This window comes from Streptomyces sp. JL2001 (assembly GCF_050917515.1).
Taxonomy (GTDB): domain Bacteria; phylum Actinomycetota; class Actinomycetes; order Streptomycetales; family Streptomycetaceae; genus Streptomyces.
In genome coordinates this window covers 6,480,044-6,506,370 of record NZ_CP169421.1, presented here as the reverse complement: position 1 = coordinate 6,506,370, position 26,327 = coordinate 6,480,044, and the positions used below count along the sequence as shown (strand labels likewise).

At 72.8% G+C, this 26,327-nt stretch carries 23 protein-coding genes and 1 pseudogene; 5 read left to right on the top strand and 19 right to left on the bottom strand.

All coding sequences use genetic code 11. The features are described from left to right. The first annotated feature begins 160 nt into the window (after positions 1-160). Positions 161-1,567 carry a uracil-xanthine permease family protein gene (locus tag ACE1OA_RS29085; protein ID WP_432753603.1) on the top strand — a complete coding sequence of 469 codons (1,407 nt, stop codon included), beginning with the start codon at positions 161-163 and terminating at the stop codon, positions 1,565-1,567. Positions 1,568-1,693: 126 nt separating this feature from the next. Further along, the gene (locus tag ACE1OA_RS29080) at positions 1,694-2,407 is read left to right on the top strand and encodes a DUF5995 family protein (protein ID WP_356778119.1); all 714 of its coding nucleotides are present in this window, start codon (positions 1,694-1,696) and stop codon (positions 2,405-2,407) included. A 55-nt stretch (positions 2,408-2,462) separates the two neighbouring features. Here the strand turns inward: ACE1OA_RS29080 and ACE1OA_RS29075 are convergent, their stop codons facing one another. Further along, the gene (locus ACE1OA_RS29075) at positions 2,463-4,172 is read right to left on the bottom strand and encodes a flavin monoamine oxidase family protein (protein ID WP_356778121.1); all 1,710 of its coding nucleotides are present in this window, start codon (positions 4,170-4,172) and stop codon (positions 2,463-2,465) included. A gap of 59 nt (positions 4,173-4,231) precedes the next feature. Continuing rightward, on the bottom strand, positions 4,232-5,041 hold the full coding sequence (locus ACE1OA_RS29070; protein ID WP_432753602.1) for a carbon-nitrogen hydrolase family protein: 810 nt from the start codon (positions 5,039-5,041) through the stop codon (positions 4,232-4,234). A gap of 275 nt (positions 5,042-5,316) precedes the next feature. Between ACE1OA_RS29070 and ACE1OA_RS29065 the strand changes: the two genes are divergently transcribed. Then, the gene (locus ACE1OA_RS29065; protein ID WP_356778125.1) at positions 5,317-5,859 is read left to right on the top strand and encodes a Repetin; all 543 of its coding nucleotides are present in this window, start codon (positions 5,317-5,319) and stop codon (positions 5,857-5,859) included. 74 nt (positions 5,860-5,933) lie between these two features. Here ACE1OA_RS29065 and ACE1OA_RS29060 read toward each other — a convergent pair whose 3' ends face one another. Both ACE1OA_RS29060 and ACE1OA_RS29055 read right to left on the bottom strand, forming a co-directional pair. Continuing rightward, positions 5,934-6,389: an Lrp/AsnC family transcriptional regulator gene (locus tag ACE1OA_RS29060; RefSeq protein WP_015032260.1), complete on the bottom strand. Its 456-nt coding sequence runs from the start codon at positions 6,387-6,389 to the stop codon at positions 5,934-5,936. A 10-nt stretch (positions 6,390-6,399) separates the two neighbouring features. Then, positions 6,400-7,863: an amino acid permease gene (locus tag ACE1OA_RS29055; RefSeq protein ID WP_432753601.1), complete on the bottom strand. Its 1,464-nt coding sequence runs from the start codon at positions 7,861-7,863 to the stop codon at positions 6,400-6,402. A gap of 343 nt (positions 7,864-8,206) precedes the next feature. Between ACE1OA_RS29055 and ACE1OA_RS29050 the strand changes: the two genes are divergently transcribed. Beyond that, on the top strand, positions 8,207-9,235 hold the full coding sequence (locus tag ACE1OA_RS29050) for a GDSL-type esterase/lipase family protein (RefSeq protein WP_432753600.1): 1,029 nt from the start codon (positions 8,207-8,209) through the stop codon (positions 9,233-9,235). A gap of 243 nt (positions 9,236-9,478) precedes the next feature. On the opposite strand, the gene ACE1OA_RS29045 is transcribed toward ACE1OA_RS29050, so the two are convergent. The 7 genes from ACE1OA_RS29045 to fmt all read right to left on the bottom strand — a co-directional run bounded on the left by ACE1OA_RS29045 (position 9,479) and on the right by fmt (position 16,575). Next, on the bottom strand, positions 9,479-10,921 hold the full coding sequence (locus ACE1OA_RS29045) for a GuaB1 family IMP dehydrogenase-related protein (RefSeq protein WP_356600835.1): 1,443 nt from the start codon (positions 10,919-10,921) through the stop codon (positions 9,479-9,481). 105 nt (positions 10,922-11,026) lie between these two features. Further along, on the bottom strand, positions 11,027-11,359 hold the full coding sequence (locus ACE1OA_RS29040) for a barstar family protein (protein ID WP_356778131.1): 333 nt from the start codon (positions 11,357-11,359) through the stop codon (positions 11,027-11,029). Continuing rightward, on the bottom strand, positions 11,346-11,852 hold the full coding sequence (locus ACE1OA_RS29035; RefSeq protein WP_432753599.1) for a ribonuclease domain-containing protein: 507 nt from the start codon (positions 11,850-11,852) through the stop codon (positions 11,346-11,348). Before ACE1OA_RS29035 ends, ACE1OA_RS29040 begins: the two co-directional genes overlap by 14 nt. A gap of 148 nt (positions 11,853-12,000) precedes the next feature. Next, positions 12,001-13,047 carry a sugar-binding transcriptional regulator gene (locus tag ACE1OA_RS29030; RefSeq protein ID WP_356600841.1) on the bottom strand — a complete coding sequence of 349 codons (1,047 nt, stop codon included), beginning with the start codon at positions 13,045-13,047 and terminating at the stop codon, positions 12,001-12,003. 144 nt (positions 13,048-13,191) lie between these two features. Next, a complete protein-coding gene (gene rpe / locus ACE1OA_RS29025; protein WP_356600843.1) occupies positions 13,192-13,875 on the bottom strand; it encodes a ribulose-phosphate 3-epimerase in 684 nt (227 codons plus the stop codon). A gap of 138 nt (positions 13,876-14,013) precedes the next feature. Further along, a complete protein-coding gene (locus ACE1OA_RS29020) occupies positions 14,014-15,453 on the bottom strand; it encodes an RsmB/NOP family class I SAM-dependent RNA methyltransferase (RefSeq protein WP_356600845.1) in 1,440 nt (479 codons plus the stop codon). Between the two features lie 189 nt (positions 15,454-15,642). Then, positions 15,643-16,575 (bottom strand): methionyl-tRNA formyltransferase, encoded by a 933-nt coding sequence (gene fmt, locus ACE1OA_RS29015; protein ID WP_356600847.1) that lies wholly within the window; start codon positions 16,573-16,575, stop codon positions 15,643-15,645. Positions 16,576-16,881: 306 nt separating this feature from the next. Between fmt and ACE1OA_RS29010 the strand changes: the two genes are divergently transcribed. Next, the gene (locus ACE1OA_RS29010; protein WP_356600849.1) at positions 16,882-17,403 is read left to right on the top strand and encodes a hypothetical protein; all 522 of its coding nucleotides are present in this window, start codon (positions 16,882-16,884) and stop codon (positions 17,401-17,403) included. Positions 17,404-17,544: 141 nt separating this feature from the next. Here ACE1OA_RS29010 and ACE1OA_RS29005 read toward each other — a convergent pair whose 3' ends face one another. The 8 genes and pseudogenes from ACE1OA_RS29005 to ACE1OA_RS28970 all read right to left on the bottom strand — a co-directional run bounded on the left by ACE1OA_RS29005 (position 17,545) and on the right by ACE1OA_RS28970 (position 26,291). Then, positions 17,545-19,698, bottom strand: coding sequence for a primosomal protein N' (locus tag ACE1OA_RS29005; protein WP_386544068.1), 2,154 nt, complete (start codon positions 19,696-19,698; stop codon positions 17,545-17,547). A gap of 161 nt (positions 19,699-19,859) precedes the next feature. Then, positions 19,860-21,068, bottom strand: coding sequence for a methionine adenosyltransferase (gene metK, locus ACE1OA_RS29000; protein WP_147977085.1), 1,209 nt, complete (start codon positions 21,066-21,068; stop codon positions 19,860-19,862). Positions 21,069-21,327: 259 nt separating this feature from the next. After that, positions 21,328-22,542 (bottom strand): bifunctional phosphopantothenoylcysteine decarboxylase/phosphopantothenate--cysteine ligase CoaBC, encoded by a 1,215-nt coding sequence (gene coaBC, locus ACE1OA_RS28995; RefSeq protein WP_384870829.1) that lies wholly within the window; start codon positions 22,540-22,542, stop codon positions 21,328-21,330. 102 nt (positions 22,543-22,644) lie between these two features. Beyond that, positions 22,645-22,917, bottom strand: coding sequence for a DNA-directed RNA polymerase subunit omega (rpoZ, locus tag ACE1OA_RS28990; RefSeq protein ID WP_005319902.1), 273 nt, complete (start codon positions 22,915-22,917; stop codon positions 22,645-22,647). A gap of 71 nt (positions 22,918-22,988) precedes the next feature. After that, a complete protein-coding gene (gene gmk, locus ACE1OA_RS28985) occupies positions 22,989-23,552 on the bottom strand; it encodes a guanylate kinase (RefSeq protein ID WP_356600856.1) in 564 nt (187 codons plus the stop codon). 49 nt (positions 23,553-23,601) lie between these two features. Further along, positions 23,602-23,925 (bottom strand): integration host factor, encoded by a 324-nt coding sequence (locus ACE1OA_RS28980; protein ID WP_147977088.1) that lies wholly within the window; start codon positions 23,923-23,925, stop codon positions 23,602-23,604. 309 nt (positions 23,926-24,234) lie between these two features. Beyond that, positions 24,235-25,068: pseudogene (gene pyrF / locus ACE1OA_RS28975) on the bottom strand (orotidine-5'-phosphate decarboxylase); the annotation flags it as partial. Between the two features lie 113 nt (positions 25,069-25,181). Continuing rightward, on the bottom strand, positions 25,182-26,291 hold the full coding sequence (locus tag ACE1OA_RS28970) for a quinone-dependent dihydroorotate dehydrogenase (protein WP_356600858.1): 1,110 nt from the start codon (positions 26,289-26,291) through the stop codon (positions 25,182-25,184). Positions 26,292-26,327: the final 36 nt, after the last annotated feature.

The following is a 26,327-nucleotide window of genomic DNA, read 5'->3' as shown; positions in this document are numbered from 1 at the left end:
CCGGGCGGGGCCGTCCGGCCGGGCACGGGAGGCCGGTCCGGAGCCCACCGGCCACCGGGCGGAGCGCACCGGAACCCCGCTGACCAGCGGCGCACTACCATGTGGCTGATCTTCTGCGGCCACGACACGGCCACCGGAACCGGAGAACTGGAGCCACCCCATGAACCTCGGCGTGCGCTGGACCCTGCACGGCGACGGGCGCACACCCGCTCCGGGCGCCGTCGTCCGGCCGGACGAGCGCCTCTCCTGGCCCCGTACGGTCGGCCTCGGGGCCCAGCACGTGGTCGCGATGTTCGGGGCGTCGTTCGTCGCCCCGGTCCTGATGGGGCTCGACCCCAATCTCGCGATCATGATGTCCGGCGTCGCCACGGTGATCTTCCTTCTCGCGACCCGGGGCACGGTCCCCAGCTACCTGGGCTGCTCGCTGTCGTTCGTCGGTGTCGCCGCGGCCATCCGTGCCTCCGGCGGCACGAGCGCGACGGTCACGGGCGCGGTGTTCGTGGTCGGCGGGGTGCTCTTCCTGGCCGGTCTGGCCGTACGGCGGTTCGGCGCCCGGATCATCCACGCGGCGATGCCGCCGATCGTCACCGGCGCCGTCGTCATGCTGATCGGCTTCAACCTCGCGCCGGTGACCGCCTCGACGTACTGGCCGCAGGACCAGTGGACCGCCCTGCTGGTGATGCTCTTCACCGGTCTGGCCGTCGTGTGCCTGCGGGGCTTCTGGTCCCGCATCGCGATCTTCCTCGGCCTGATCTTCGGCTACGCCGTCTCCTGGTTCTTCGACCTCGTCTTCGGCAAGATCCACTCGATGTCCGCGAGCGGCCAGGTCACCGACCACTGGCGGCTCGACCTCTCCGGTGTCTCGCAGGCCGACTGGATCGGCCTGCCGTCGTTCCACGCGCCCAGCTTCGAGTGGTCGGCGATCCTGGTCGCGCTGCCCGTGGTGATCGCGCTGGTCGCGGAGAACGCCGGTCACGTCAAGGCGGTCGGCGAGATGACCGGCGACCCGCTGGACGGCAGGCTCGGCACCGCGATCGCCGCGGACGGCGCCGCCTCGATGCTCTCCACCGCGGTGGGCGGTCCGCCGAACACCACGTACTCCGAGAACATCGGCGTCATGGCCGCCACCCGGGTCTACTCCACGGCCGCCTACTGGGCCGCGGCCGGCTTCGCGCTGCTGTTCGGCCTGTGCCCGAAGTTCGGCGCGGTCGTGGCCGCGATCCCCGGCGGCGTCCTCGGCGGCATCACCGTGATCCTCTACGGCATGATCGGCCTGCTCGGCGCCCAGATCTGGACCAACGCCGGGGTGGACCTGCGCAACCCGCTCAACCTGGTGCCGGCCGCGGCGGGCATCATCATCGGCGTCGGCGGCGTGAAGCTGACCTTCACCGACACCTTCGAGCTCGGTGGCATCGCGCTCGGCACGATCGTGGTGATCACCGGCTACCACGTGCTGCGGGCCTTCGCCCCGGCGCACCTCAAGGCGCAGGAACCGCTGCTGGACGCCGGCACCAGCTCGTACGAGGGCGCCGGTGGGGGCGCGGGTGAGGGCGCGGGCAAGCCGTAGCGCCGGGGCCCGGGCCGGACCCGGTGCGGGACGGACCGGCGGCCGGCGGGCGTCCCGTTCGCCCGTTCCGGTCAAGCCCGGCCCGGAATGCTCCCCTGCGGGCCCGGCTGCTGGAACGCTGCCCTCATGGCGCAGACCCAGCAGACCGGCACGGGGTACATCGGGCAGTTCACGGCGGTCGACCCCGTGGTGGACCGGATGCGGAGCTTCCGTTCGACCTGGCACCCCGCCGACGGGGTGGCGGTGTTCAACCGGGTCTACCTGACGGTGACGGAGGAGATCGGCCACGCCATCGAGGCGGGCACCTTCGCCGACCGGCGGGCGGCCGCCACCCTCGACGTCCGTTTCGCGGAGCGGTACCTGGAGGTGGTCGACGCGGTCGCCACCGGCTGCCCGGCCCCGGCCTGCTGGCGGCCGCTCTTCCAGTACCGGCGGCACCCCGGCGTCCGCCCGCTGCAGTTCGCACTGGCGGGGATCAACGCGCACATCGGGCACGACCTGGCGCTTGCCGTGGTGGACAGCTGCCGGACGCTCGACTGCGCGCCCGCGGAGCTGGAGGACGAGTTCGACCGCGTCGGCGACATCCTCGTCCTGCTGGAGGAGCGCATCCGCGAGGAACTGATGCCGGGCCCCGACCTGCTGGAGGTCGCGGACCCGCTGACGCACCTGCTGGGCTGCTGGAGCCTGGACCGGGCCCGCGACGGGGCCTGGCTCGCCGCCCGCTCGATGTGGCAGCTGCGTGGACTGCCCGACCTGGCCGAGGAGTTCCGGGAACGCCTCGACCGGTCGGTGGGTCTGGTGGGGCGGATGCTGCTGACGCCGCTCGCACGGTGCGGCTGACCGCTCTCGCGGCCGCTCGCGCACCGGTACTGTCCGCCCCACTCCCCCAACGGGGTCAGTCCTCCGGAAGTTCCACCGGGGCGATCTCGTCGTACACGTCACCCGGACCCGGGTTCGTGGCGTCCGTCTCGCCGCCGAAGTGGTGCATGACGCCCCACACGGCGTTCAGCGCGGTCTGCACGGCGCCCTCGGCCCAGCCGGCCGTCCACGAGATGTCGTCGCCGGCCAGGAAGATGCCCCGCTTGTCCTCGGGCAGCCGGTCCTGCATGAAGTGGGTGAACAGGCGCCGCTGGTAGCGGTAGTGACCCGGCAGGTTGGCCTTGAACGCGCCCATGAACCAGGGCTCGTTCTCCCAGGACACCGTCACCGGGTTGCCGATGATGTGCTTGCGGATGTCGACCTTCGGGTAGATCTCGCCGAGCGACTTCAGCATGACCTCCATCCGCTCGTTCGCGGACAGCGGCAGCCACTTCAGGCTGTCGTCGCACCAGGTGTACGACAGGCAGATCACGGCGGGCTTGTCCGGGCCGTCGTCCAGGAGGTACGTGCCGCGGGTCATCCGGTCGGTCAGGGTCATCGACATGACGTCGCGGCCCGTCGGGTTCCCCTGGTCGTCGACGGCCTTGTCCAGCCAGAACGGCCGGTCGACCGGCACGAAGAGCTTCGAGCTCTCCATGTAGTGGGTCCGCTCCATCGCGGTCCAGTGGTCGATCGGGAAGAGCGAGTCGTCGCAGGCGATCTTGGACAGCAGCAGCCAGGACTGCGCGGTGAAGATGGCCGCCCGGAACGTCCGGATGTCGCCGGAGGCGTCGGTCACCGTGATCCGGTTGCCGGCGGTGCGGTTCAGCCGCGTCACGGCCGGCTTCGGCTCGCCCTCGTGCAGGGACCGCAGCGAGGTGCCGGGCGCCCAGTGGACGATCTTCTCCGGCTCGCGCTCCCACAGGCGCAGCGGCAGCTGCTGGGAGCCGCCCACGATGCCGCGGTGGTGGTCGTCGGCCTCGGTGTAGACGACGCGGAGGATCTCCAGGATGGAGTTGGGGAAGTCGGTGTCCCAGCCGCCGGTGCCGAAGCCGACCTGGCCGAAGATCTCGCGGTGCCGGAAGGACTTGAAGGACTCCGAGTCGCACAGGAAGCCGTAGAAGGTCTGGTTGTCGAGCTTCTCGACGAGCTTCGACCAGATCTCGCGGATGCGCGGGACGTCGCGCTCGCGCATGGCCTGGTTCATGTCGGAGAAGTCGGCGCCCTCCTCCAGACAGGCGTTCCAGGCGGCGGCGACGTCGCGGTAGACCTGGGGCAGGTCGTCGACCGTCTCCGCGTAGTGCGACTCGCCCTTGAGGTCGACCACGGTCGACGGGGTGGACTCGGCGAGCGGGTTCGGGAACGGCGAGGTCTTCAGGTCGACCAGGTCGATGTAGTGCTGGAGCGCGGTGGAGGAGGGCGGGAAGCGCATCGCGCCCATCTCGGCGGTCAGCCCGTCGGTGCCGGTGCCCTCGAAGCCGACGGTCCGCAGCCGGCCGCCGATCTGGTCGGCCTCGTAGACGACGGGCTTGAGGCCCATCTTCATCAGCTCGTACGCGGCGATGATGCCGGAGAGCCCGCCGCCGATGACGGCGACCTCGGTGCCGTGCTCGGTCGCGGGTATCTGGCCGAGACCGGCCGGGTGGGCCAGGAAGTCGTCGTAGGCGTACGGGAAGTCCGGACCGAACATGGTGATCGGCGGCTGCGCGTCGGTGTGCTGGACGGCGGTGGGCACCGTGGACGTCATGGGGTACGGACTCCTTGCGGGGAAAGACTGGGGAGGGAGACGGGCGGGGCGGGCCGGGGTCAGACGGCGAGGGAGCCGTAGAGGCCGGGACGGCGATCGCTCAGGTACGGGTTGTCCGTCCGCGAGGCGGCCAGGAGGGCGGGGTCGACGTCGCCGAGCACCAGGTCCGTGCCACGGCCGGCGCGGGCCCGGGCGGTGCCGTCGGGGCCGGCGAGCGTGGAGAGTCCGACGAACTCGAACTCGCCCTCCGTGCCTACCCGGTTGGCGTACGCCACGTACATCTGGTTCTCGAAGGCGCGCACGGGGACGACCGATTCGGCGACGACCTCGGCGGGGTGCATGAGCGCGGTCGGTACGAGGAGGAGGTCCGTACCGGCCAGCGCCTGCGCCCGCACGTTCTCCGGGAACTCGACGTCGTAGCAGATCATCAGGCCGACCGTGAGGCCGCCGAGCTCCGCCTGGACGACGCTGTCGTCTCCGGGGGTGAACCACTGCCGCTCGAAGGCGCCGTAGAGGTGGGTCTTCCGGTAGTGCAGGAGCACCTCGCCGTCGGCGCCGAAGACCTGGGCGGCGTTGTACAGGACTCCGTGCCGCTCGGTGTCGCGCTCGGGGTAGCCGTAGCCGACGGCCAGGCCGTGGCGCACGGCGACGGCGGCGACCGCGCGGGCGGAGGGGCCGTCCGCCGGCTCGGCCAGACGGGCCAGGTCGGCACCGATGGCGTACCCGGTGAGGAACAGCTCGGGAGCGAGGAGGAGCCCGGCCCCGGCGGCGGCCGCGCGGGCGGCGGCCTCGTCGAGGAGCTTCAGGTTCGCGGCCACGTCACCGAGCTCACCGGAGCTCTGGAGCAGGGCGGTGCGCAGCGCGGGCATGGGCGATCCTCGGGGGGTCCGGAGCGAAGGGGAAGACGTCAAAAACGGTACGGTTCCGGACTCTCCCGGGACAAGGCGCGACCGTTGCGGACCGACCGTCGATGCGTTGCGCGCTCCCCCGGTACGGCGGTGATTCGTTGCGCGCCCCCCTGGCCCCAGGGTCGTACGTCCTCCCCGCCGCGCGGCGGAGGCGGGACCGTTCCCCGGCCTGACGCCCCGGGACGGGCCGGGCGGAAGAGTGGTGGCTGTCCGGTTGACCTGCCGAGAGGACCGACATGAACCGCCGTACGAAGATCGCCGCCGTCGCCGCCGCACTGCTGATCACCGCCGGGGCCGCGGGCTCCGCCGTCGCCTCGGGCGACGGGCGGGGCGGCAGCCGGGAGGCGTCCGCGCTGACCGGGACCGCGAAGCTCTACCGCCCGGCCGGCGACGACATCACCTTCTCGTTCGACGCGCACCTGGCGGCGAAGGACAACAAGGATCCGGAGGCCGCCACCGGGACGATCCGGTTCAGCCACTACAAGGGCGGCAAGGGCGGCTACGCGGTGGCCGCGGTGGACTGCCTGGTCACGGGCGGCAAGGTGGCGGTCGTCACGGGCGTCGTCACCGAGACGGACGTGGACGGCTTCCGGAACAAGCGGGTCGGCATCTCCGTCCACGACGACGGCAGGCACGACCGGCTCGGCTACAACTGGATCACCAAGGAGGAGTACAAGGAACTGCCCCCCTGCATGAGCACGGCCCCGTTCGAGAAGGTCCGGGCGGGGACGGGCGACTTCCACGTACTGCCCTGGCGGCTCGAGTACCCGACGGAGTGACCTCGGGGTGGGCGAAGGGCGGTGCGGGAACCACGGCCCGCACCGCCCTTCGCCGCCCGGAGGCCCGAACCTGCCTACGCGGGCGAGCCCGAGGAGAAACGCCGCAGGAGCGGCGAGAGCACCAGCACCGACTTGGTGCGCTCCACGAACGGCTCGCCCGCGATGCGCTCGAGGACCCGCTCGAAGTGGCGCATGTCCGAGGCGAAGACCTGGACGACGGCGTCCGCGTCACCGGTGACGGTCGACGCGGACACCACCTCGGGATACCGCTCCAGACCTCGCCGGATGTCGTCCGGCGAGGTGTTGTGGCGGCAGTAGATCTCGACGAACCCCTCGGTCTCCCAGCCGAGCGCCGCCGGGTCCACCCGTACGGTGAAGCCGGTGATCGCGCCCTCGGCCCGGAGCCGGTCCACGCGCCGCTTCACGGCGGGCGCGGAGAGCCCGACGAGCGAGCCGATGTCGGCGTACGAGCGACGGGCGTCCTCCGCCAGGGCGTGGACGATGCGTTCGTCGAGGTCGTTGAGTCGCACTACGGGTGGATCACTTCTCTGCGGAGGCCAGTCGGGAGCGGCGCATGCCGTACAGGAAGTAGAACACGAGGCCCACGGCCATCCAGCCACCGAAGACCTTCCAGGTGACCAGGTCGAGGGTGTACATGCTGTAGCCGCAGAAGAGGAAGCCCAGCGCCGGGAAGAGCGGCCCGAACGGGACCCTGAAGGAACGCTCCATGTCACGGCGGGTGTAGCGGAGCACCACCACGGCGACGTTGACCAGGGCGAAGGCGAAGAGCGTGCCGATGCTGGTCGCGTTGACCAGCTCGCCCAGCGGGACGACCGCGGCGAGCAGGCCGCAGAAGACCGAGACGATCACGGTGTTGACGCGGGGCGTACCGGTCTTGACGTGGACCTTGCCGAAAACCTTCGGGACGAGACCGTCGCGGGACATCGCGAAGAGGATGCGGGTCTGGCCGTAGAGCACGGTGAGCACGACGCTCGCGATGGAGATGACGGCGCCGGCGGCGAGGAGCGTGCCCCAGAAGCTCTGGCCGGTCACGTCGTTCATGATCGCGGCGAGGGTGGCCTCGGAGCCCGCGAACTTCTTCCAGTCCCAGGCACCCACCGCGACGGCGGAGACGAGGACGTACAGCGCCGTCACGATGACCAGCGAGAGCATGATCGCCCGGGGCAGGTCGCGCTTGGGGTTCTTGGCCTCCTCGCCGGCCGTGGAGGCGGCGTCGAAGCCGATGTAGGAGAAGAAGAGGATCGCGCCGGCGGCGCCCACGCTGCCGGGGCCGAGCGGCATGAAGTCGCTGTAGTTGCCGGACTTGAAGCCCATGAAGCCGATGGCGCAGAAGAGGACCAGGGCCCCGATCTTCACCGCGACCATGATCGTGTTGGCGCGGGCCGACTCCTTGGCGCCACCGAGCAGGAACACCATGGCCAGCAGGACGACGATCAGCGCCGGGAGGTTGAATATCCCGCCGTCGCCGGGAGGCGCGCTGAGCGCGGTGGGCAGCGTGACGCCGAGGGTGCCGTCGAGGAGCTCGTTGAGGTAGTCGCCCCAGCCGACGGCCACGGCGGCGATGGAGACGCCGTACTCCAGGAGCAGGCACCAGCCGCAGACCCAGGCGACGAGTTCGCCCATCGTTGCGTACGCATACGAGTACGACGAGCCCGCGACCGGGATGGTGCCGGCCAGCTCCGCGTACGACAGCGCCGAGAAGAGCGCCGTGAGTCCGGCGAAGACGAAGGCCAGGGTGACGGCCGGGCCGGCCTCCGGCACGGCCTCGCCGAGCACCACGAAGATGCCGGTGCCCAGGGTCGCACCGATGCTGATCATGGTCAGCTGCCACATCGAGAGGGACCGGCGAAGACTGCCGCCCTCACCCTGACCACCCTCTTCGACCAGGGCTTCCACCGGCTTGCGCCGAGTTAGGGCGGAGAGCACGGTCGCCCTGGGGACGGTCGGCTCGGTGGCCGGCGGGGCTGCGCCTTGATCCAGCACTGCGGGGGCTCCTTGATCGCTGCCTGTCGGGGGCGCGACGACCGCGGCGGAGCGCGGGCATGCCGGAGCAGCCCGCGAGGGGTGAGGACCGCCGAGCAGGCGGTCGCCGCCACTCCTGGTACGAAGCACGATGCTAGAGCCCAGCGCTTCGCATCCGTAATGCAGGGTTGTTGCGCATGAGCAGATGATCATTGCGCGCTGGGGGAACAGACGGGGAAACATTGCGCCCCACCGCATGAATCGACACATTGGGGGTGTGAACCCCCCGGTCCCTGTGCATTGACTCCTCATGCCCCATCACGCACTGTGCGACCCCTCGGCGTCTTCCCGAACGGAGGCCTCGGTGGGCTGGCTCGACCCGGAACCCTTCCTGCGCGGCACCGCCTGGCTCGACCATGGACGCCCCGTACGCGCCGATCCCGCGGACCTCGCGCGGCTGCCGTGGGACACCGCGGAGCGCGCCGCGCTGCCCATCGGCGTACGCGTCGAGTTCGAGGCGGCGCCCGGCACCCGGGCGATCGAGCTGCGCTACCGCGCGGCCGTCCCCGGCCGCGGGGACGCGCTGCGCGAGCTGCGCCACTGCTTCGCCCTGTGGCGGGGCGGCGAGTGCGTCGCCGAGGTCTTCACCGATCCGGCGGAGGAGTCGACCGTCACCCTCCGACTGCCCCCCGGCGGCGGCTCGTTCACCGTCCACCTGCCGGAGAGCCAGGGCCCCGTGGTCCTGGGCCTGCGGGCGGACGGCGGATCTATCACCCCCGCGCCCCGCCGACCGCGCTGGCTGGTGCACGGCGATTCGATCACCGAGGGCTGGTGGTCGACACGGCCGGCGTACTCCTGGCCGGCCACGGCGGGCCGGGAACTGGGGCTGGACACGGTCAACCTCGGGTTCGCGGGCGGCGCGCGCGGCGAACTGCCGCTCGCCGAGCAGCTCGCGAGCCTGCCCGGCGACCTGCTGACCCTGGCCTTCGGGACCAACTGCTGGGCAGCGGTGCCGTGTTCGGCGTCGCTGCTCTACGAGACGACGCGGGCGTTCGTCACGCTGGTGCGCCAGGGACATCCGGACACCCCGATGCTCCTCCTCTCCCCCGTCCTGCGCCCGGCTGCCGAGACCACCGGGAACGCCCTCGGGGCCACCCTCGGCGAGCTCCGGGCCGCGATGGAGGACGCGGCCCGGGACCTGGTCGCGGACGGCGACGAGCGGCTCACGCTGCTGCCGGGCCTTCCGCTGCTCACCCCGGACGACCTCGCCGACGGCCTGCACCCCAACGACCGCGGCCACGCCCGCCTGGCGTCGGCCGTGGCCGGGGCGCTGCGGCGGGCGGGCTACGTCGAGGCGTCCGGCCCGCCCCGGGCACGACGCGAAGGCGCCTGAACGGGGACGGCGCGGGGATCTGCCCGGGCGACCCTCCCGGCGACCCTCACGGCGCCGTCGGCGGGAGCCCGCGGCGCCGGTACCGGGTGCCGGGCCCCGCGGGAACGGCGAAGGCCCCCGGGAGAGGTTCCCAGGGGCCCTGTGCGCTCCCGCGCGGCCGGCGGCGTGGCCGGGGCCGCGTACGGTCACGAGCGGCGCGTACGGGCCACCGGGCCCGTCCGCCCCGCCGGCGGGTTCAGCGGCTCAGCTCCAGCTCGCGTGGAGCGGCTTGCCCTCGGCGTAGCCGGCGGCGCTCTGGATGCCGACCACGGCCTTCTCCTCGAACTCGGCCAGAGAGGCCGCACCGGCGTAGGTGCAGGAGGAGCGGACGCCCGCGATGATCGAGTCGATCAGGTCCTCGACGCCCGGACGGGCCGGGTCGAGGAACATCCGGGAGGTCGAGATGCCCTCCTCGAAGAGGCCCTTGCGCGCCCGGTCGTACGCCGACTCCTCGCTCGTGCGGTTGCGCACGGCGCGGGCCGAGGCCATGCCGAAGGACTCCTTGTACAGCCGGCCGTGGGCGTCCTGCTGGAGGTCTCCCGGGGACTCGTACGTGCCGGCGAACCAGGAGCCGATCATCACGTTGGACGCGCCGGCGGCGAGCGCCATGGCCACGTCGCGCGGGTGCCGGACGCCGCCGTCGGCCCAGACGTGCTTGCCGAACTTCTTCGCCTCGGCGGCGCATTCGAGGACGGCCGAGAACTGCGGGCGGCCGACACCGGTCATCATGCGGGTGGTGCACATGGCGCCGGGGCCCACACCGACCTTGATGATGTCCGCGCCGGCCTCGATGAGGTCGCGCACGCCCTCGGCGGCGACGATGTTGCCCGCGACGATCGGCACGTGCGGGTCGAGCCCCCGCACGGCCTTGATCGCGGCGATCATCGACTCCTGGTGGCCGTGCGCGGTGTCGACGACGAGGGTGTCCACACCGGCGTCGAGGAGCTGCTTGGCCTTGCCCGCCACGTCGCCGTTGATGCCGACGGCGGCGGCGATGCGCAGCTGTCCCTTGGCGTCGGTGGCCGGGGTGTAGAGGGTCGCGCGGAGCGCGCCCTTGCGGGTGAGGATGCCGACCAGGCGCCCGTCCCCGTCCACGGCCGGCGCGTAGCGGCGGTTGGCCTGGTCCAGGATGTTGAAGGCCTCGCGCGGGTCGATGTCCGCGTCGAGGAGCAGCAGGTCCTTGGACATGACCTCGGACAGCTGGGTGAAGCGGTCCACTCCGGACAGGTCGGCGTCGGTGACGACCCCGATCGGGCGGCGGTCCTCGTCGACGACGACACCGGCGTCGTGGGCGCGCTTGGGCAGCAGCGAGAGCGCGTCGGCCACGGTCTGGTGCTCGGCGAGCTCGATGGCGGTGTCCAGGACGTGGTGGCGGCTCTTCACCCACGACACGACGTCGGTGACGACCTCGATCGGGATGTCCTGGGGAATGACCACGATGCCGCCGCGGCGGGCGACGGTCTCGGCCATCCGGCGGCCGGCGATCGCGGTCATGTTGGCCACGACCAGCGGGATCGTCGTGCCCGTTCCGTCGGGCGAGGCGAGGTCCACGGCCTGGCGGGAACCCACGGCCGAGCGGCTCGGCACCATGAACACATCGTCGTACGTCAGGTCGTACGGCGGCTTGACGTCATTGAGGAAACGCACGTGCTGAACATCCAGTCGTTCGGAGTGGCCCCTAGGCATTTCAGCCAGGGGAAAAAGCACGTAGTTCATTGTCCCACGGTGGTAGGCATACCAGTCCAGAGCGATTCATCCGAGGCTTCCGGCATCACTCTTGGAGGATCCTCCAAGAGCGAGCAGGACCATGAGGCCGGAGGGGCTCGCGTCGACCGCCGCCGCGAAGACCTCCTCGGCGATCGACCAGTCGCGCGGGCGGGTGTCGGCGTACTCCTGCCACCGGGTGACGACGACGGAGACCGGGCCGGGGAGGTCGCCCAGGCAGTCGGCCAGGGCGTCCCAGTTCCGCCCGAACCAGGCGGGCAGGCCGAGTGCGGCGGCGCAGCGGTCCATGAAGGCGCCCTTGTCCAGGACCCCGTGGAGGTCGAGGACGACGGCGTCGCGCAGCACGTCATCGGGTGTCATCGGGCACGACCTCCCGGAAGGTCTCGTAGTGGTCGTCCGTGTAATAGATCTCGCCGCCCCGGCCGGTGACCAGGCGGCGGGCGCCGCGGTCGCGTTCGCCGGGGGTGCGGACGGTGTACTCGCGGTAGTAGCCGCGCTCGCGGCGCGGCAGGATCCGCTCGAAGTCGGAGAACGTCGCGCCGTCCCCGCCGTACGGGAAGGGCCCGCCCCGCTCGATCAGGCGCAGGGTCGCCCGGGCTTCGGCGGGCAGCTCGGCGACCGGGACGGCGGGGAGCCCTGAGACGCGTCCGGGCACGGTCGCGGACCGCGCCGGGGCCGGCGGCCGGGTGGTGGTGGGGGTGGCTTGCGGTTGGGGCGTGGCCCGGAGCGTGGGGGTGCGCTCCGCGGTGGCACTGCTCCGCGAGACGCCGCCGTCCCCGGCGGAGGAACAGCCGCCCAGAACCCCGAGGCAGAGGAGGAGCGCGAGGAGCCCGCGCGCGGGCCGGAGCAGCATGCCCCGAATCTACGGCCGCCCCTTCGGTCCCGCAGGCCGGAGGGGCCGTCCGGCGCGGGCGCGGGGAGCGGAGGCGCCGGTCGGCTCGCGCACCACGGTGAAGAAGAGGGGGTGGGCGGCTGCCGGCCACCCGCCCCCTCGGGGGGGGTCAGACGCCGTCCGGGTCCTTGCGGTCCAGGGCGGGACGGGGCCCCGGGGCCTCCGTCAGGAGGTGGTCCGCCGCGGCGCGGTCGGTCACCAGGCTGGTGACGAGGCCCGAGCGGAGCACCGCCCCGATCGCCGCCGCCTTGCGCTGGCCGCCGGCGATGGCCACGACCTCGGGGATCCGGCGCAGCCGGTCCGCCTCGACCGTGATGCAGCGCTCGCCCAGGTCGCGGCCGACCCGGCGCCCTTCGGCGTCGAAGAGGTGCGCGGACATCTCGGCGGCGACGCCGAGGGAGGCGTAGTGCGCGCGCTCCTCGTCCGTGAGCATGTCGTGCACGGTCGAGATGCCCGGCTCCCAGGAGCCGATGGAGACGCAGGCGACGGTGACCTTGTCGAAGTACTCGAAGGCCCGGGCGATGCCGGTCTGGTTGCGCAGCGCGGCGGCGGTGGCCGGGTCCGGCAGCAGCATGGGCGCGTAGATGGGGTGCGCCTCGCCGCCCGAGACCTGGGCGGCGCGCCGTACCGCCTCGACCGAGCCGCGCTCCGCCGTCCCGGCGTCGTACACGCCGGTGAGCTGCACGACCGTGCAGGGCGGCAGCCGGTCGAGCGCCGCCGCCATGTGGATGGTGGAGCGGCCCCAGGCCAGGCCCAGGACGTCGCCCTCGGTGACCAGCTCGCCGAGCAGGTCGGCCGCGACCTCGCCGAGGTTCTCCGGGTCGGGCGATTCGTCCTCGCCCTCCGCCGGGGACTCGACGACCACGGCGTGGCGGAGCCCGAAGCGGGCGCGGAGCGCGTCGGAGCGCTCGGCGTCCAGCTCCGCGGGTACGCGGATCTCGATGCGTACGAGGTCGCGTTCGAGGGCGGTCTCCAGGACCCGGGCCACCTTGAAGCGGCTGACGCCGAACTCCTCGGCGATCTGGATCTTGGACTTGCCCTCGAGGTAGAAGCGGCGGGCCATGGCCGCCGCCTGCACCAGCTCCGCGGGTCCCATCCGCAGGGCTGACCGTCCCGCTGAGATACCCGCCACCGCGATCTCCTCACTGCTGTTCACGTACCGCTGCTCACATACTGCTCACGCACGAGTGGTTCACATACTGCTGTTCACACTCTGGACTCACCGTTCATCCTGTCAGATACGGCGGTCCTTGATCAGGCCTGTCGGCGCTCCGACGGGCCGCGTTCATCTGCCCGCGGCTCAGTGGCCACACGCCCACGCCGCGGACGCGGTCGCGGACTCCGCGGCGGCCCGCAGCGAGCGCACCGCCTCGGCCGGGTCCGCCGCGCCGTAGACGGCCGACCCGGCCACGAAGACGTCGGCGCCGGCCTCGGCGCAGCGTTCGATGGTGGACTCCGCGACGCCGCCGTCGACCTGGAGCCACAGCTCCAGGCCGTGCTTGGAGATCAGCTCACGGGTGCGGCGGATCTTCGGAAGCATGATGTCGAGGAAGGACTGGCCCCCGAAGCCGGGCTCGACCGTCATGATCAGCAGCATGTCGAGCTCGGGGAGCAGGTCCTCGAAGGGCTCGATCGGCGTCGCCGGCTTGAGCGCCATCGAGGCGCGCGCGCCCTTGGCCCGGATCTCCCGCGCCAGCCGCACGGGCGCGGCCGCCGCCTCGACGTGGAAGGTGACCGACCCGGCCCCGGCCTCCACGTACTGCGGGGCCCAGCGGTCGGGGTCCTCGATCATGAGGTGACAGTCCAGCGGCGTGTCCGTGGCCCGCGCGAGCGACTCGACCACCGGCACGCCCAGGGTCAGGTTGGGCACGAAGTGGTTGTCCATCACGTCGACGTGCAGCCAGTCGGCCCCGTCGACGGCCTTCGCCTCCTCGGCGAGCCGGGCGAAGTCCGCGGACAGGATGCTGGGATTGATCTGCGCCATGTGCCAAGCCTGCCATGTCCTTGGGCACTTCTTTGCCGCGGAGGCGTTTCGTGTGCGGTTCCGTGCGATCCGACGGGACCCGCGGGCGTGACAGGCCGGGCAATCCCGGCCTTTCGCCGCCGCGCGGGGCGTCCGCCGTCAGGCCGTGCGGCGCAGGAGGGCCAGATACATGGCGTCCGTGCCGTGCAGATGCGGCCACAGCTGGACGTCGGGGCCGTCGCCGAGGGCGGGCACTCCCGGCATCAGCGGCCGGGCGTCGACCCACTCGGCCTCGACGGCCGGCCCGCCGCGGCCCTTGAGGACGTCCTCGACGACCACCCGGGTCTCGGCGAGGTGCGGCGAGCAGGTCGCGTAGCCGACGATCCCGCCGACGCGGACGGCCTGCAGCGCCTCCCGCAGCAGCCCGCGCTGGAGCGGGGCGAAGCCGTCCAGGTCCTCCGGACGGCGGCGCCAGCGGGCCTCCGGCCGGCGGCGCAGCGCGCCGAGGCCGGAGCAGGGGACGTCCATCAGGACCCGGTCGAAGGATCCGGGGCGCCACGGCGGGCGGGTGCCGTCCGCGGCGATGACCTGGTACGGGCCGGGGTTGCCGGCGAGCGCCCGCTCGACCAGCCGGGCGCGGTGCGGCTGCTTCTCCGAGGCCAGCAGGACGGCCCCGCGCTCCGCGGCCAGCGCGCCGAGCAGCGCGGCCTTGCCGCCGGGTCCGGCACAGCCGTCCAGCCAGCGCTCGTCCCGTCCCTCCAGGGGCGCCGCGGCGAGCGCGAGGGCGACCAGCTGGCTGCCCTCGTCCTGGACGCCGGCGCGGCCCTCCCTGACGGCCTCGATGGCGCCGGGCTCGCCGCCCTCGGCGAGGCGCACGGCGTACGGCGACCAGCGGCCCGGCAGCGTGTCCTCGCCGAGCAGCTCGTCGGTGGTGGCGCGGCCCGGCCGGGCGACCAGGGTGACCTCGGGCCGCTCGTTGTCGGCCTCCAGGAGGTCCTCGATGCCGGCCCGGCCGCCGCCGAGGGCGTCCCAGAGCGCGGAGACCACCCAGCGGGGGTGGGAGTGGACGACCGCGAGGTGGTCCTCGGCGTCCTTGTCGTAGGGCGGCGCGACCCGCTGCACCCAGGTGTCGAGGTCGTCCTGCGCGATCTTCCGCAGCACGGCGTTCACGAACTTGGCCCGGCCGTCGCCGAGCACCACCCGGGCCAGCTCGACGCTGGCCGACACGGCGGCGTGCGACGGGATCCGCGTCCCGAGCAGCTGGTGCGCGCCGAGCGCCAGCACGTCGAGCACCGGCGGGTCGACCTCGCGCAGCGGCCGGTCGATGCAGGCCGCGACGATCGCGTCGTAGGTGCCCTGACGTCGCAGGGTCCCGTAGACCAGCTCGGTGGCCAGCGCCGCGTCCCGCCCGTCGAACTTCTCGGGCCCTTCCTTCTCGCGCGCCTTCTTGAGCAGCGGCGGGAGCACCAGGTTCGCGTACGCGTCCCGCTCGTCGACCGCCCTGAGCGCCTCGAAGGCGAGGATCCGCACGGGATCCTTCTTGGGGCGCCGGTACGGCTTGGGGGTGCGCGGGGTACGGCGCTGGGCCTGCTCGCTCAAAAGGTGCTCCGCTGACGAAGTGAGAAGGTCGAACCCTCCCAGCCTACGTCCGTGCCACCGGCCCTCCCACCCGCCTCCCGTCCACGGGCGGCCGGTGGGAGGCTCCGCACAGGAGCCGGGCCCGGACAGGGCACGGAGGCGGTCCGGAGCCGTCCGCCGGGAGGGCCGGGCGGGACCTCCGGACCGGCGTCAGGCCCCGACCCGCTCCCCCGCGGCGATCCGGACACCGCGCGCCCAGTCCGCGGCGCGCATCGGCTTCTTCCCCTGCGGCTGGACCCAGAGCAGCTCGACGGCGTACGAACCGGTGCCGACGAACACGTTGTTCTTGCCGGCCGCGAGCTCGCCGGCCGCCAGGTCGGTGCGGTCCGGCACCGGGTGGGCCTGGATCAGCTTGAGGCGCTCGCCGCGGAAGAGGGTCCAGGCGCCCGGGGCAGGAGTGCAGGCCCGTACGAGCCGGTCCACCCGCAGGGCCGGGGCCTTCCAGTCCACGTGGGCGTCCTCGACCTGGATCTTGGGCGCCTGGGTGATGCCGTCGGTCGGCTGCGGCACGGCCTTCAGGCTGCCGTCCTCGATGCCGTCCATGGTCGCGGCGAGCAGCCCGGCGCCCGCGAAGGCGAGCCGGGTGAGCAGGTCGCCGCTGGTGTCGGTGGGCCGGACGTCCTCGGTGATCACGCCGTACACCGGTCCCGAGTCGAGGCCCTCCTCGATCTGGAAGGTCGTGGCGCCGGTCACCTCGTCGCCCGCGAGCACCGCGTGCTGGACCGGGGCGGCGCCGCGCCACGCGGGCAGCAGGGAGAAGTGCAGGTTGACCCAGCCGTGGGCGGGGACGTCGAGGGCGACGCGGGGCAGCAGCGCGCCGTAGGCGACGACGGGGCAGCAGTCCGGGGCGATCTCGCGCAGCCGGGCCAGGAAGTCCTCGTCCCGCGGCTTCGCCGGCTTCAGCACCTCGATGCCGGCCTCCTCCGCGCGCTGGGCGACCGGGCTGGCCACGAGGTGCCGGCCGCGGCCCGCCGGCGCGTCCGGTCGGGTGACGACGGCGGCGACCTCGTGCCGTCCGGAGGCGATCAGGGCGTCCAGGGCGGGTACGGCGACCTCGGGGGTGCCTGCGAAGACGAGCTTCATCAGTGGCTGACTGCCTGTCTGTCTCGGGGCGGAATGCGGCGACGCACCAGTCTAGGTGCTGACCCGTCAACCCCGGCGGGCGCACGGGCGGATGCCGGGACGCCCCCCGGGAGCCGTCGTCGAGGACCCGCCCGGGCGGGGGCGCGAGGGGGCGTACGGGCACGTGGGCGCTCCGCGCATATGCGGATACGCCCCCGCAGCGTGACCTGACCACGGGTGGCGCGTTGGTCAAGAGAGATTGACCGACACGGGCCGCTGTTCGCCGTGGCCCGCTCCCCTTGACACGCCGGTTCGAGAGGCTTGCACATGGCCGACCACGCAACCCACGACGCCCAGGCCCGGGCAAGTCTGCACCTGCTGGTGCGGGACATCGAGCGGGTCCGGCGGCAGGTGGACGCACTGCGCACGCTCACGGCCCAACTGGGCAATGTCTACCGCCCGCGCCGCTCCGGCCCGTCGACGGGCTTCGTCGTGTACGGACGGGCGCCCGCGCCGACGGTGCGGCTGGCGCAGGAACTGCGGGACAGCGTCGAGACACTGGTGACGGCGGCCGTGGACTTCGACCGTTCGCTGGGGTTCTCCTGGGACGCGGTGGGCTCGGCTCTCGGGGTCACCAAGCAGGCCGTCCACCGCCGTTACGGTGCCCGGCGCGCGCCCCAGCAGGGTGGCGGCGCCGTCGAGCAGGACCACGCGTCCGAGCCGGGCACGACCCGCACGCTCCCGGTGGTCCCGTCCGCCCGCGCGATGCCGCCGCAGCCCACGCCCGCGACCCAGTCGTTGCGCGAGGAACCCCGCCCGCCCGCCTTCCCCGGCCCCCGCAACGGCTGACCTGCGCTCTCCGGCCGCCCACGCTCCAGCGGAGCGGGGCGGCCGAGCCATGTCCGGGCCATGTCCGAGCCATCTCCGGGTCGGGTCGGGTCGGCAGGGTCCCCCGTTCCCGGGTGGGCGACGCGCCGCCGCCCGCACGCCTCAGCCGATGTCCGGCGGGTCGACCCGGACCCTCACCGGTTCGCCTCCGCCACGGGCCAGGCGTCCGGCCTGAGCCTTCTTCAGCGCCGCCGCCAGCGCGGCGCCGTTGCCCGGGGGCACCCGGACCAGCGCCCGCTCCCACTGCTCCCCCGGCGGGGTGTCGCCGGGCCGCCGAGGTCCGCCGGGCCGGACGACGGGCAGTGCCACCGGGCCCAGCACCTCGGCGTCGTGCGGCAGTTCGGCCGTCGCGAGGAAGGACTCCACCGCTTGCGGCGGACCCGACACCGCGGCCATCCGCGACACCGGGGGGAAGCCCAGCTCCGCCCGCTCCGCCAGTTCCCGCTGGGCGTGGCCGACCGGGTCCCAGCGCACCAGCGCCTGCACCGGCCGCAGCGTCGGCTCCGCGACGATCACCACGACCCCGCCGGCGCCCTCGTCCCCCTGGCCGCGCACGAGCGAGGCCGCGTCGATCCAGCGCCGCAGGGCCTCCTCGCCCGCCCGCAGGTCGGGGCGGCCGAGCATGGCCCAGCCGTCCAGCAGCAGCGCCGCGGCGTAGCCGCCCTCGGCGACGGGTTCCGCGCCCGGTGTGGAGACCACCAGCGCGGGCCGTCCCGGCACGGTGTCCAGGATGTGGTCCCGGCCGGACGTGCGGACGGGCACCGCCGGGAACGCCCGGCCGAGCTCCTCCGCCGTGCGCCGCGCGCCGACGACCTGGGCGCGCAGCCGGGTCGACCCGCAGGCGACGCAGTGCCAGTCGGGAGCGCCCCGGCCGCACCACCCGCAGCGCAGTTCCCGCTGCTCCGGCGCCTCCAGCGGTCCCGCGCAGTGCCGGCAGCGCGCGGGGGTGCGGCAGCGCTCGCAGGCGAGGCGCGGTACGTAGCCCCGGCGAGGCACCTGGACGAGCACGGGTCCCGTCTTCAGCCCCTCCCGTACCGCCTGCCAGGCCAGCGTGGGCAGCCGCGCGGCCCGCGCGGCCTCGTCGCGGGCCAGGTCCGTGTCCCCCACCGTGCGCACCAGCGGGGCCGCGGCCCGCACCTGGTCCCGGTTCGCGGCCAGCGGCCGGGCCCAGCCGCTCTCGACCAGCTGGGCGGCCTCGACGGTGCAGCTCGTGCCGCCCAGCAGGAACGCGCACCCGTCGTGGGCGGCGCGCAGGAGCAGCACGTCGCGCGCGTGCGGCTGCGGGGCGTGCGGCTCGCTGTGGCTGCCGTCGCCGTCGTCCCAGATGGCGACGAGGCCGAGGTCCCGTACCGGCGCGAACATCGCGGCCCGGGTGCCGACCACCGCCCGCACCGCGCCCCGCCTGACGGCCAGCCACTGGGCGTACCGCTTCTCCGGCCCGGTCTCCGCCGTCAGGACGGCGTGCCGGCCGGCGCCCAGCACCCGGGTGAGCGCCTCGTCGACCCGGCCGACGGCACGCCCGTCCGGGACCACGACGAGGGCGCCGCGGCCGGAGGCGAGGGTGGCCGCGACCGCGCGGGCCAGTTCCTCGGCCCAGTGGGGGCCGGGCAGGGCGTTCCACACGGCCCGGGGCGCGCCGCCCCGGGCGAGGGCGTCGAGGAAGGCCGGTCCCTGTCCGTAGCGCGCCCAGGTACCGGGTTCGGGAGCCGTCGGCGGGGGCAGCGGGTCGGGCGAGGGCCTGCCCTCGGCCCGGGCGCTGCGCGGCGGGACGGCCAGCTGGAGCACGTCGGCCAGGCTGCCGGCGTAGCGGTCGGCCACGGCCCGGGCGAGGCCGAGCAGCTCGGGGCTGAGGACGGGCTCCGGGGAGACGACGTCGGCGAGGGCGGCGAGGGCGCCCCGGTAGTCGGACTCCGCCCGACGCTCGACGAGGAAGCCGTCGATGAGGCGTCCGCCCTCGCGCCGGCCCTCACGCACCTGGTGCTTGCCGGCCCCGAAGCGCACCCGCACCCGGACGCCGGGCTGCGCGACGGCGTCCAGTTCCTCCGGGACGGCGTAGTCGAAGAACTGGTCGAGGTGGAGCACGCCCTTGTTGACCACCACCCGGGCCACGGGCAGCTCCTTGGCCAGCGCGGCGCCGCGCCAGGTCCGGGGCTTGGCCCGCGGCACCTTCGCCGTGCGCACGGTCTCCCGGATGAGCGCGAGCTGCTCGGGCGGCTCCTCGGCCGGCTCCTCGGACTTCTCGTTCTCGCTGCTCACAGCTGAATTCCTACCAGACCGCTCCGACAAGCCGGTGTGCGCCGACGGCCGGGCCGGGGCGCCGGCGCGGCTCCGGCGGGCGGATACGCGAGAGCCCGGCACCCCCTGCGGGGTACCGGGCTCTCGTTCGTGCGTCTGTCGCGTGGTCCGTCCGGTCAGGACTAGACGCCGGCGGCCTTCTTCAGCGCGTCCACGCGGTCCGTGCGCTCCCAGGTGAAGTCGGGAAGCTCGCGGCCGAAGTGGCCGTACGCCGCGGTCTGCGAGTAGATCGGGCGCAGCAGGTCGAGGTCGCGGATGATCGCGGCCGGGCGGAGGTCGAAGACCTCGCCGATGGCGTTCTCGATCTTCTCGGTCTCGATCGTGTTGGTGCCGAAGGTCTCGACGAAGAGACCGACGGGCTCGGCCTTGCCGATCGCGTACGCGACCTGGACCTCGCAGCGCGAGGCGAGGCCGGCGGCCACGACGTTCTTGGCGACCCAGCGCATGGCGTAGGCGGCCGAGCGGTCGACCTTGGACGGGTCCTTGCCGGAGAAGGCGCCGCCACCGTGGCGGGCCATGCCGCCGTAGGTGTCGATGATGATCTTGCGACCGGTGAGGCCGGCGTCGCCCATCGGGCCGCCGATCTCGAAGCGGCCGGTCGGGTTGACCAGCAGGCGGTAGCCGTCGGTGTCCAGCTTGATGCCGTCCTCGAGCAGCTCCTTGAGGACGTGCTCGACGACGTACTCGCGGACGTCGGGGGCGAGCAGCGACTCGAGGTCGATGTCGGAGGCGTGCTGCGAGGAGACGACGACCGTGTCGAGGCGGACGGCCTTGTCGCCGTCGTACTCGATGGTGACCTGGGTCTTGCCGTCGGGGCGCAGGTACGGGATGGTCCCGTTCTTGCGGACCTCGGTGAGGCGGCGCGAGAGGCGGTGCGCGAGGAAGATCGGGAGCGGCATGAGCTCCGGGGTCTCGTCCGACGCGTAGCCGAACATCAGGCCCTGGTCGCCGGCGCCCTGCTTGTCGAGCTCGTCCTCGTCACCCTCGACCCGCTTCTCGTAGGCGGTGTCGACGCCCTGCGCGATGTCCGGGGACTGCGACCCGATGGAGACCGAGACGCCGCAGGACGCGCCGTCGAAGCCCTTCTTCGAGGAGTCGTACCCGATCTCGAGGATCTTGTTGCGGACCAGGGTGGGGATGTCGGCCCACGCCTTGGTCGTGACCTCACCGGCGACGTGCACGAGGCCGGTGGTGATCAGCGTCTCGACGGCCACGCGCGAGGTGGGGTCCTCACGGAGGAGTGCGTCGAGGATGGTGTCGCTGATCTGGTCAGCGATCTTGTCGGGGTGACCTTCGGTCACGGACTCCGAGGTGAAGAGACGACGGGACACAACGCTCCCAATGGTTGCAGCGGCTGCTGGCTGAACAAGGTCGGACGGCAGGGGGCTGCGCCCCGCGTCGTACCGAGACCAGTCTATCGGTCACGATCGGGCGTTGGGCCAGGTGTCTCGCAAGATGGGAGCCTGATCACGGCCGATCTCCGGCCCTCGCTCCTCGCGTACACCCGCCCCGTCCGCCCGGCCGCGGCCGGTTCCACCGGATTCTCAGCCACCCATGACGGTGAACTCCGGAAGAAGAGTCTCGGGAATCCTACGCGACGGCGGGACGGAGGCGGGGAACGACCAGATCCCAGACCGTCTCGGCGAGAGCTTCCTTCGGTCCATGGGGCACGGGGGTCTCCGCACCATCGGACGCGAGCACCACAGCCTCGTTCTCCTCGGATCCGAAGGTCTTGCGCTCCCCCACCTCGTTGACGACGAGCAGGTCGCAGCCCTTGCGGCGGAGTTTCTCCCGACCGTTGGCCAGCACGTCGTCCGTCTCGGCGGCGAAACCGACGACGACCTGTCCGGGCAGGGCGCGCTCGGCGGAGATCTCGGCCAGGATGTCGGGGTTGCGGACGAGCTCGACCGTGGGCGCCTCGACGCCGTCCTTCTTCTTGATCTTGCCGGCCGCGTAGGCCGCGGGGCGGAAGTCGGCGACGGCCGCGGCCATCACCACGGCGTCGGCGTCACCGGCCGCCTTCAGGACGGCCTCGCGCAGCTGGACGGCGGTGCCGACGTGGACCACGTCGACGCCGGCGGGGTCCGGGATGCCGGTGTTCGCCTCGATGAGCGTGACCCGGGCGCCGCGGGCGGCGGCGGCCCTGGCCAGGGCGTAGCCCTGCTTGCCCGAGGACCGGTTGCCGAGGTAGCGGACGGGGTCGAGGGGCTCGCGGGTACCGCCGGCGGTCACCAGGACGTGCCGGCCCGCCAGGTCGGGCCCGGCCGTTCCGCGCGTGAGGACGCGTCGGCAGACCTCGAAGATCTCGGCGGGGTCGGGCAGGCGGCCCTTGCCGGTGTCGACGCCGGTGAGGCGGCCGACGGCGGGCTCGATGACGACGGCGCCGCGGCGGCGCAGGGTCGCCACGTTCTCCTGGGTGGCCGGGTGCTCCCACATCTCGGTGTGCATGGCGGGTGCGAAGACGACCGGACAGCGGGCGGTGAGCAGCGTGTTCGTGAGCAGGTCGTCGGCGAGGCCGTGAGCGGCCTTGGCGAGCATGTCGGCGGTGGCCGGGGCCACCACGACGAGGTCGGCGGCCTGGCCGATCCGCACGTGCGGGACCTCGTGGACGGACTCCCAGACCTCGCTGGAGACGGGGTTGCCGGACAGGGCGGACCAGGTGGCGGCGCCGACGAAGTTCAGGGCGGAGTCGGTCGGGACGACGCGGACGTCGTGACCGGACTCGGTCAGCCGCCGCAGCAGTTCACAGGCCTTGTACGCGGCGATCCCGCCGCTGACCCCCAGGACGACCTTCGGCTTTGCCACGGCGCTCAACTTCACTCCCCGCACTCGGATGCGTACGACTCCATGAGACACCACAGGCCCGGCGGATGTTCCGCCGGGCCTGTGGTGAAAAGCGATACGTGCTTACTGCGCCGGGCCCTCGATGGCCTCGGAGGTCAGCAGACCCGCGTTGATCTCGCGCAGGGCGATCGAGAGCGGCTTCTCGTGGACGTGGGTGTCGACGAGCGGACCGACGTACTCGAGCAGGCCCTCGCCGAGCTGCGAGTAGTACGCGTTGATCTGGCGCGCGCGCTTGGCCGCGTAGATCACGAGGCTGTACTTCGAGTCGGTGGCCTCGAGCAGCTCGTCGATCGGCGGGTTGATGATGCCCTCGGGCGCGGTGATGGAAGAGGACACGCTCTAGCCTTCCGAAGAAACTTCTGGGTGAGCTGATCCGGAGTGATCAGGTCCAGGTGATCAGAAATCGATCAAACAACGTTCATCAAGGCTAGCAGCTCACGCGCCACGTCCTCGACGGAGGTGTTGACCAGGGTGGTGTCGAACTCGGCCTCCGCGGCCAGCTCGACCTTGGCGGCCTCCAGCCGGCGCTCGATGACCTCGGGCGACTCGGTGCCGCGGCCGGTGAGCCGGCGGACCAGTTCGTCCCAGCTCGGCGGGGCCAGGAAGACCAGTTGCGCCTCCGCCATGGAGTCCTTGACCTGCCGGGCGCCCTGGAGGTCGATCTCCAGGAGGACCGGCTCGCCGGCCTCAAGCCGGTCGAGGACGGCGCCGCGGGGCGTGCCGTAGCGGTTGCCCGCGAACTCGGCCCATTCGAGGAGCTCGCCGTTGGCGACCAGCTTGTCGAATTCGTCGTCCGCGACGAAGAAGTACTGGACGCCGTGCTTCTCGCCGGGTCGCGGCTTTCGTGTCGTGGCCGACACCGAGAGCCAGACCTCGGGGTGGACCTTGCGCATATGAGCGACGACCGTGCTCTTGCCCACCCCGGAGGGGCCGGAGAGCACGGTCAGCCGCGGACGTACCTCTGCTGCCATGCAGCGATTATTCCAGCTTTACGGGAGTGCCTGGGACGGCCACCCCGGCTCAGGAACCGGTGCTGCCGAACTCGCGCTCCAGGGAGGCGATCTGGTTGGAACCGAGACCGCGCACGCGCCGGCTCTCGGAGATGCCGAGCCGCTCCATGAGCTGCTTGGCGCGGACCTTGCCGACGCCGGGCAGGGACTCGAGCAGCGCGGAGACCTTCATCTTGCCGATGACGTCGTTCTCCTGGCCCTGCTTGATGACCTCGTGGAGGGAGGCGCCGGAGTGCTTGAGTCGATTCTTGACCTCGGCCCGCTCCCGGCGAGCCGCGGCGGCCTTTTCGAGCGCGGCTGCGCGCTGTTCAGGGGTAAGGGGCGGAAGAGCCACGCCTACGTCACCTCGGATGTCGAACTGTCGGATACGGACCGGTGAGGAGGCTGGTCGCCCCACACCAGTGGAGCAGCGGACAACAGCTGCGCCGTTGAACGCTGACTCTGCCCCGGAGACTAGCGGCCCGCGCCTCTCCAGTCAGCGAGAACAGACGAAAAGTCCTGGTCAGCATCGACCGACCAGGACATTTCCGGCATAAGGACCGGCTTTTCGGCCAAGTTCTTACCAAGGAGTGAGACAGCTCCGACCTGCGGATTGGCCGAAAGCGGGCCGGAGCCCTCCGCCGGGCCTGCGGATCGGGTCCCGTCAGGCGCCGACGGCCTCGCGGATCTCGTCCGCGAAGCGCTCCGCCGAGGCCCGCAGCGCGGACGCGTCCGGGCCGTGCCGCAGGACCCCGCGGCTGACGTTCGGGACGACGTTGCGGACCGCCGGGCCGAAGACCGCGGGAAGGTCGGCCGCGGTCGCGCCCTGGGCGCCGATGCCGGGGGCCAGGAGGGGGCCGTTGATGTCGAGGTCGAAGGACGAGAGATCGCCGAGGGTGGCACCGACGACCGCGCCGAAGGAGCCCATCGGGGTCTCCCCCGCGTTCTCCGCCGCCAGGTGCGCCAGCATCGTCGCGCCGATCGTCAGGCCCGCCGGGTCGTCGGTGCGTACCGCCCGCTGGACCTCCGCGCCCTCCGGGTTGGAGGTGAGGGCCAGGACGAACAGCCCCGCGCCGCTCTCGCGCGCCAGGTCGACCGCCGGCCGCAGCGAGCCGTACCCGAGGTAGGGCGAGACGGTGAGCGCGTCCGAGAAGAGGGTCGAGTCCTTGTGGAGGAAGGTCTCGGCGTAGGCGGCCATGGTGGAGCCGATGTCGCCGCGCTTGGCGTCCATGAGGACGAGCGTGCCGGCCGCCCGGGCGTCGGCCACGGTGCGCTCCAGCACGGCGATGCCCCGGGAGCCGAAGCGCTCGAAGAAGGCGGCCTGCGGCTTGAAGACGGCGACCTGGTCGGCCAGGGCCTCGACCACGGTCCGGGAGAAGCGCTCCAGGCCGGCGACGTCGTCGTCCAGGCCCCAGGAGGCGAGCAGGGCGGCGTGCGGGTCGATACCGACGCAGAGGGGCCCTCGCTCGTCCATGGCGGAACGGAGGCGGGTACCGAACGTCGGGGGCCGCCCGGAGGGCGTCGATGGGGGGCGGTGGTCGGGCGACGGGTGGGCGGTGGGTCGCCCGGAGGGCGTCGATGGGGGGCGGTGGTCGGGCGACGGGTGGGCGGTCACTGCGCGGCCTTTCGGGTGTCGGCGCCGACGGCTTCGGCGAGGGTGGCGTACGGGGAGGCCGCCAGGCGGGCGGCGAGGCCCTTGTGGATCGCGCGGGCGTAGAACGGACCCTCGTAGATGAAGGCGCTGTAGCCCTGGATCAGGGTGGCACCGGCGAGGATGCGCTGCCAGGCGTCCTCGGCGTTCTCGATGCCGCCGACGCCCACCAGGGTGATCCGGTCGCCGACCCGCGCGTGGAGGCGGCGCAGGACGGCCAGCGAGCGCTCCTTGACGGGGGCTCCGGACAGACCGCCGGTCTCCTGGACCAGGGCCGGGTCGGACTTCAGGCCGAGGCCCTCGCGGGCGATGGTGGTGTTGGTGGCGATGATGCCGTCGAGGCCGAGCTCCAGGGCCAGGTCCGCGACCGCGTCGACGTCCTCGTCGGCCAGGTCGGGGGCGATCTTGACCAGGAGCGGGACCCGGCGGTCGGTGACCGTACGGTCGGCCGCCTCGCGCACCGCCGTGAGCAGCGGGCGCAGGGACTCGGTGGCCTGGAGGTTGCGCAGGCCGGGCGTGTTCGGCGAGGAGACGTTGACGACCAGGTAGTCGGCGTAAGCGGCCAGGCGCTCGGTGGACGTGACGTAGTCGCCTGCCGCCTCGGCCTCCGGGACGACCTTGGTCTTGCCGATGTTGACGCCCACCACCGTCTTGAAGACCGGCACGCGGGCGCTGAGACGGGCGGCGACGGCGGCGGAGCCCTCGTTGTTGAAGCCCATGCGGTTGATCAGGGCGCGGTCGGGGACCAGCCGGAAGAGCCGCTTCTTGGGGTTGCCGGGCTGCGCCTGGCCGGTGACCGTGCCGATCTCGACGTGGTCGAAGCCGAGCATGGACATCCCGTCGATGGCGACGGCGTTCTTGTCGAAGCCGGCCGCGAGACCGAAGGGGCCGTGCATCCGCAGGCCGAGGGCCTCGGTGCGCAGCTCCTTGTACCGGGGCGCGAGGACGGCGGCGACGAAGGTCCGCAGGACCGGGACGCGGGCCGCCAGGCGGATCCAGCGGAAGGCCAGGTAGTGGGCCTGCTCCGGGTCCATGCGCTTGAAGACGAGGTCGAAGAAGAACTTGTACATGTCTGTTCAGATCCAGGTCTGCTCATGAAGAGGGGG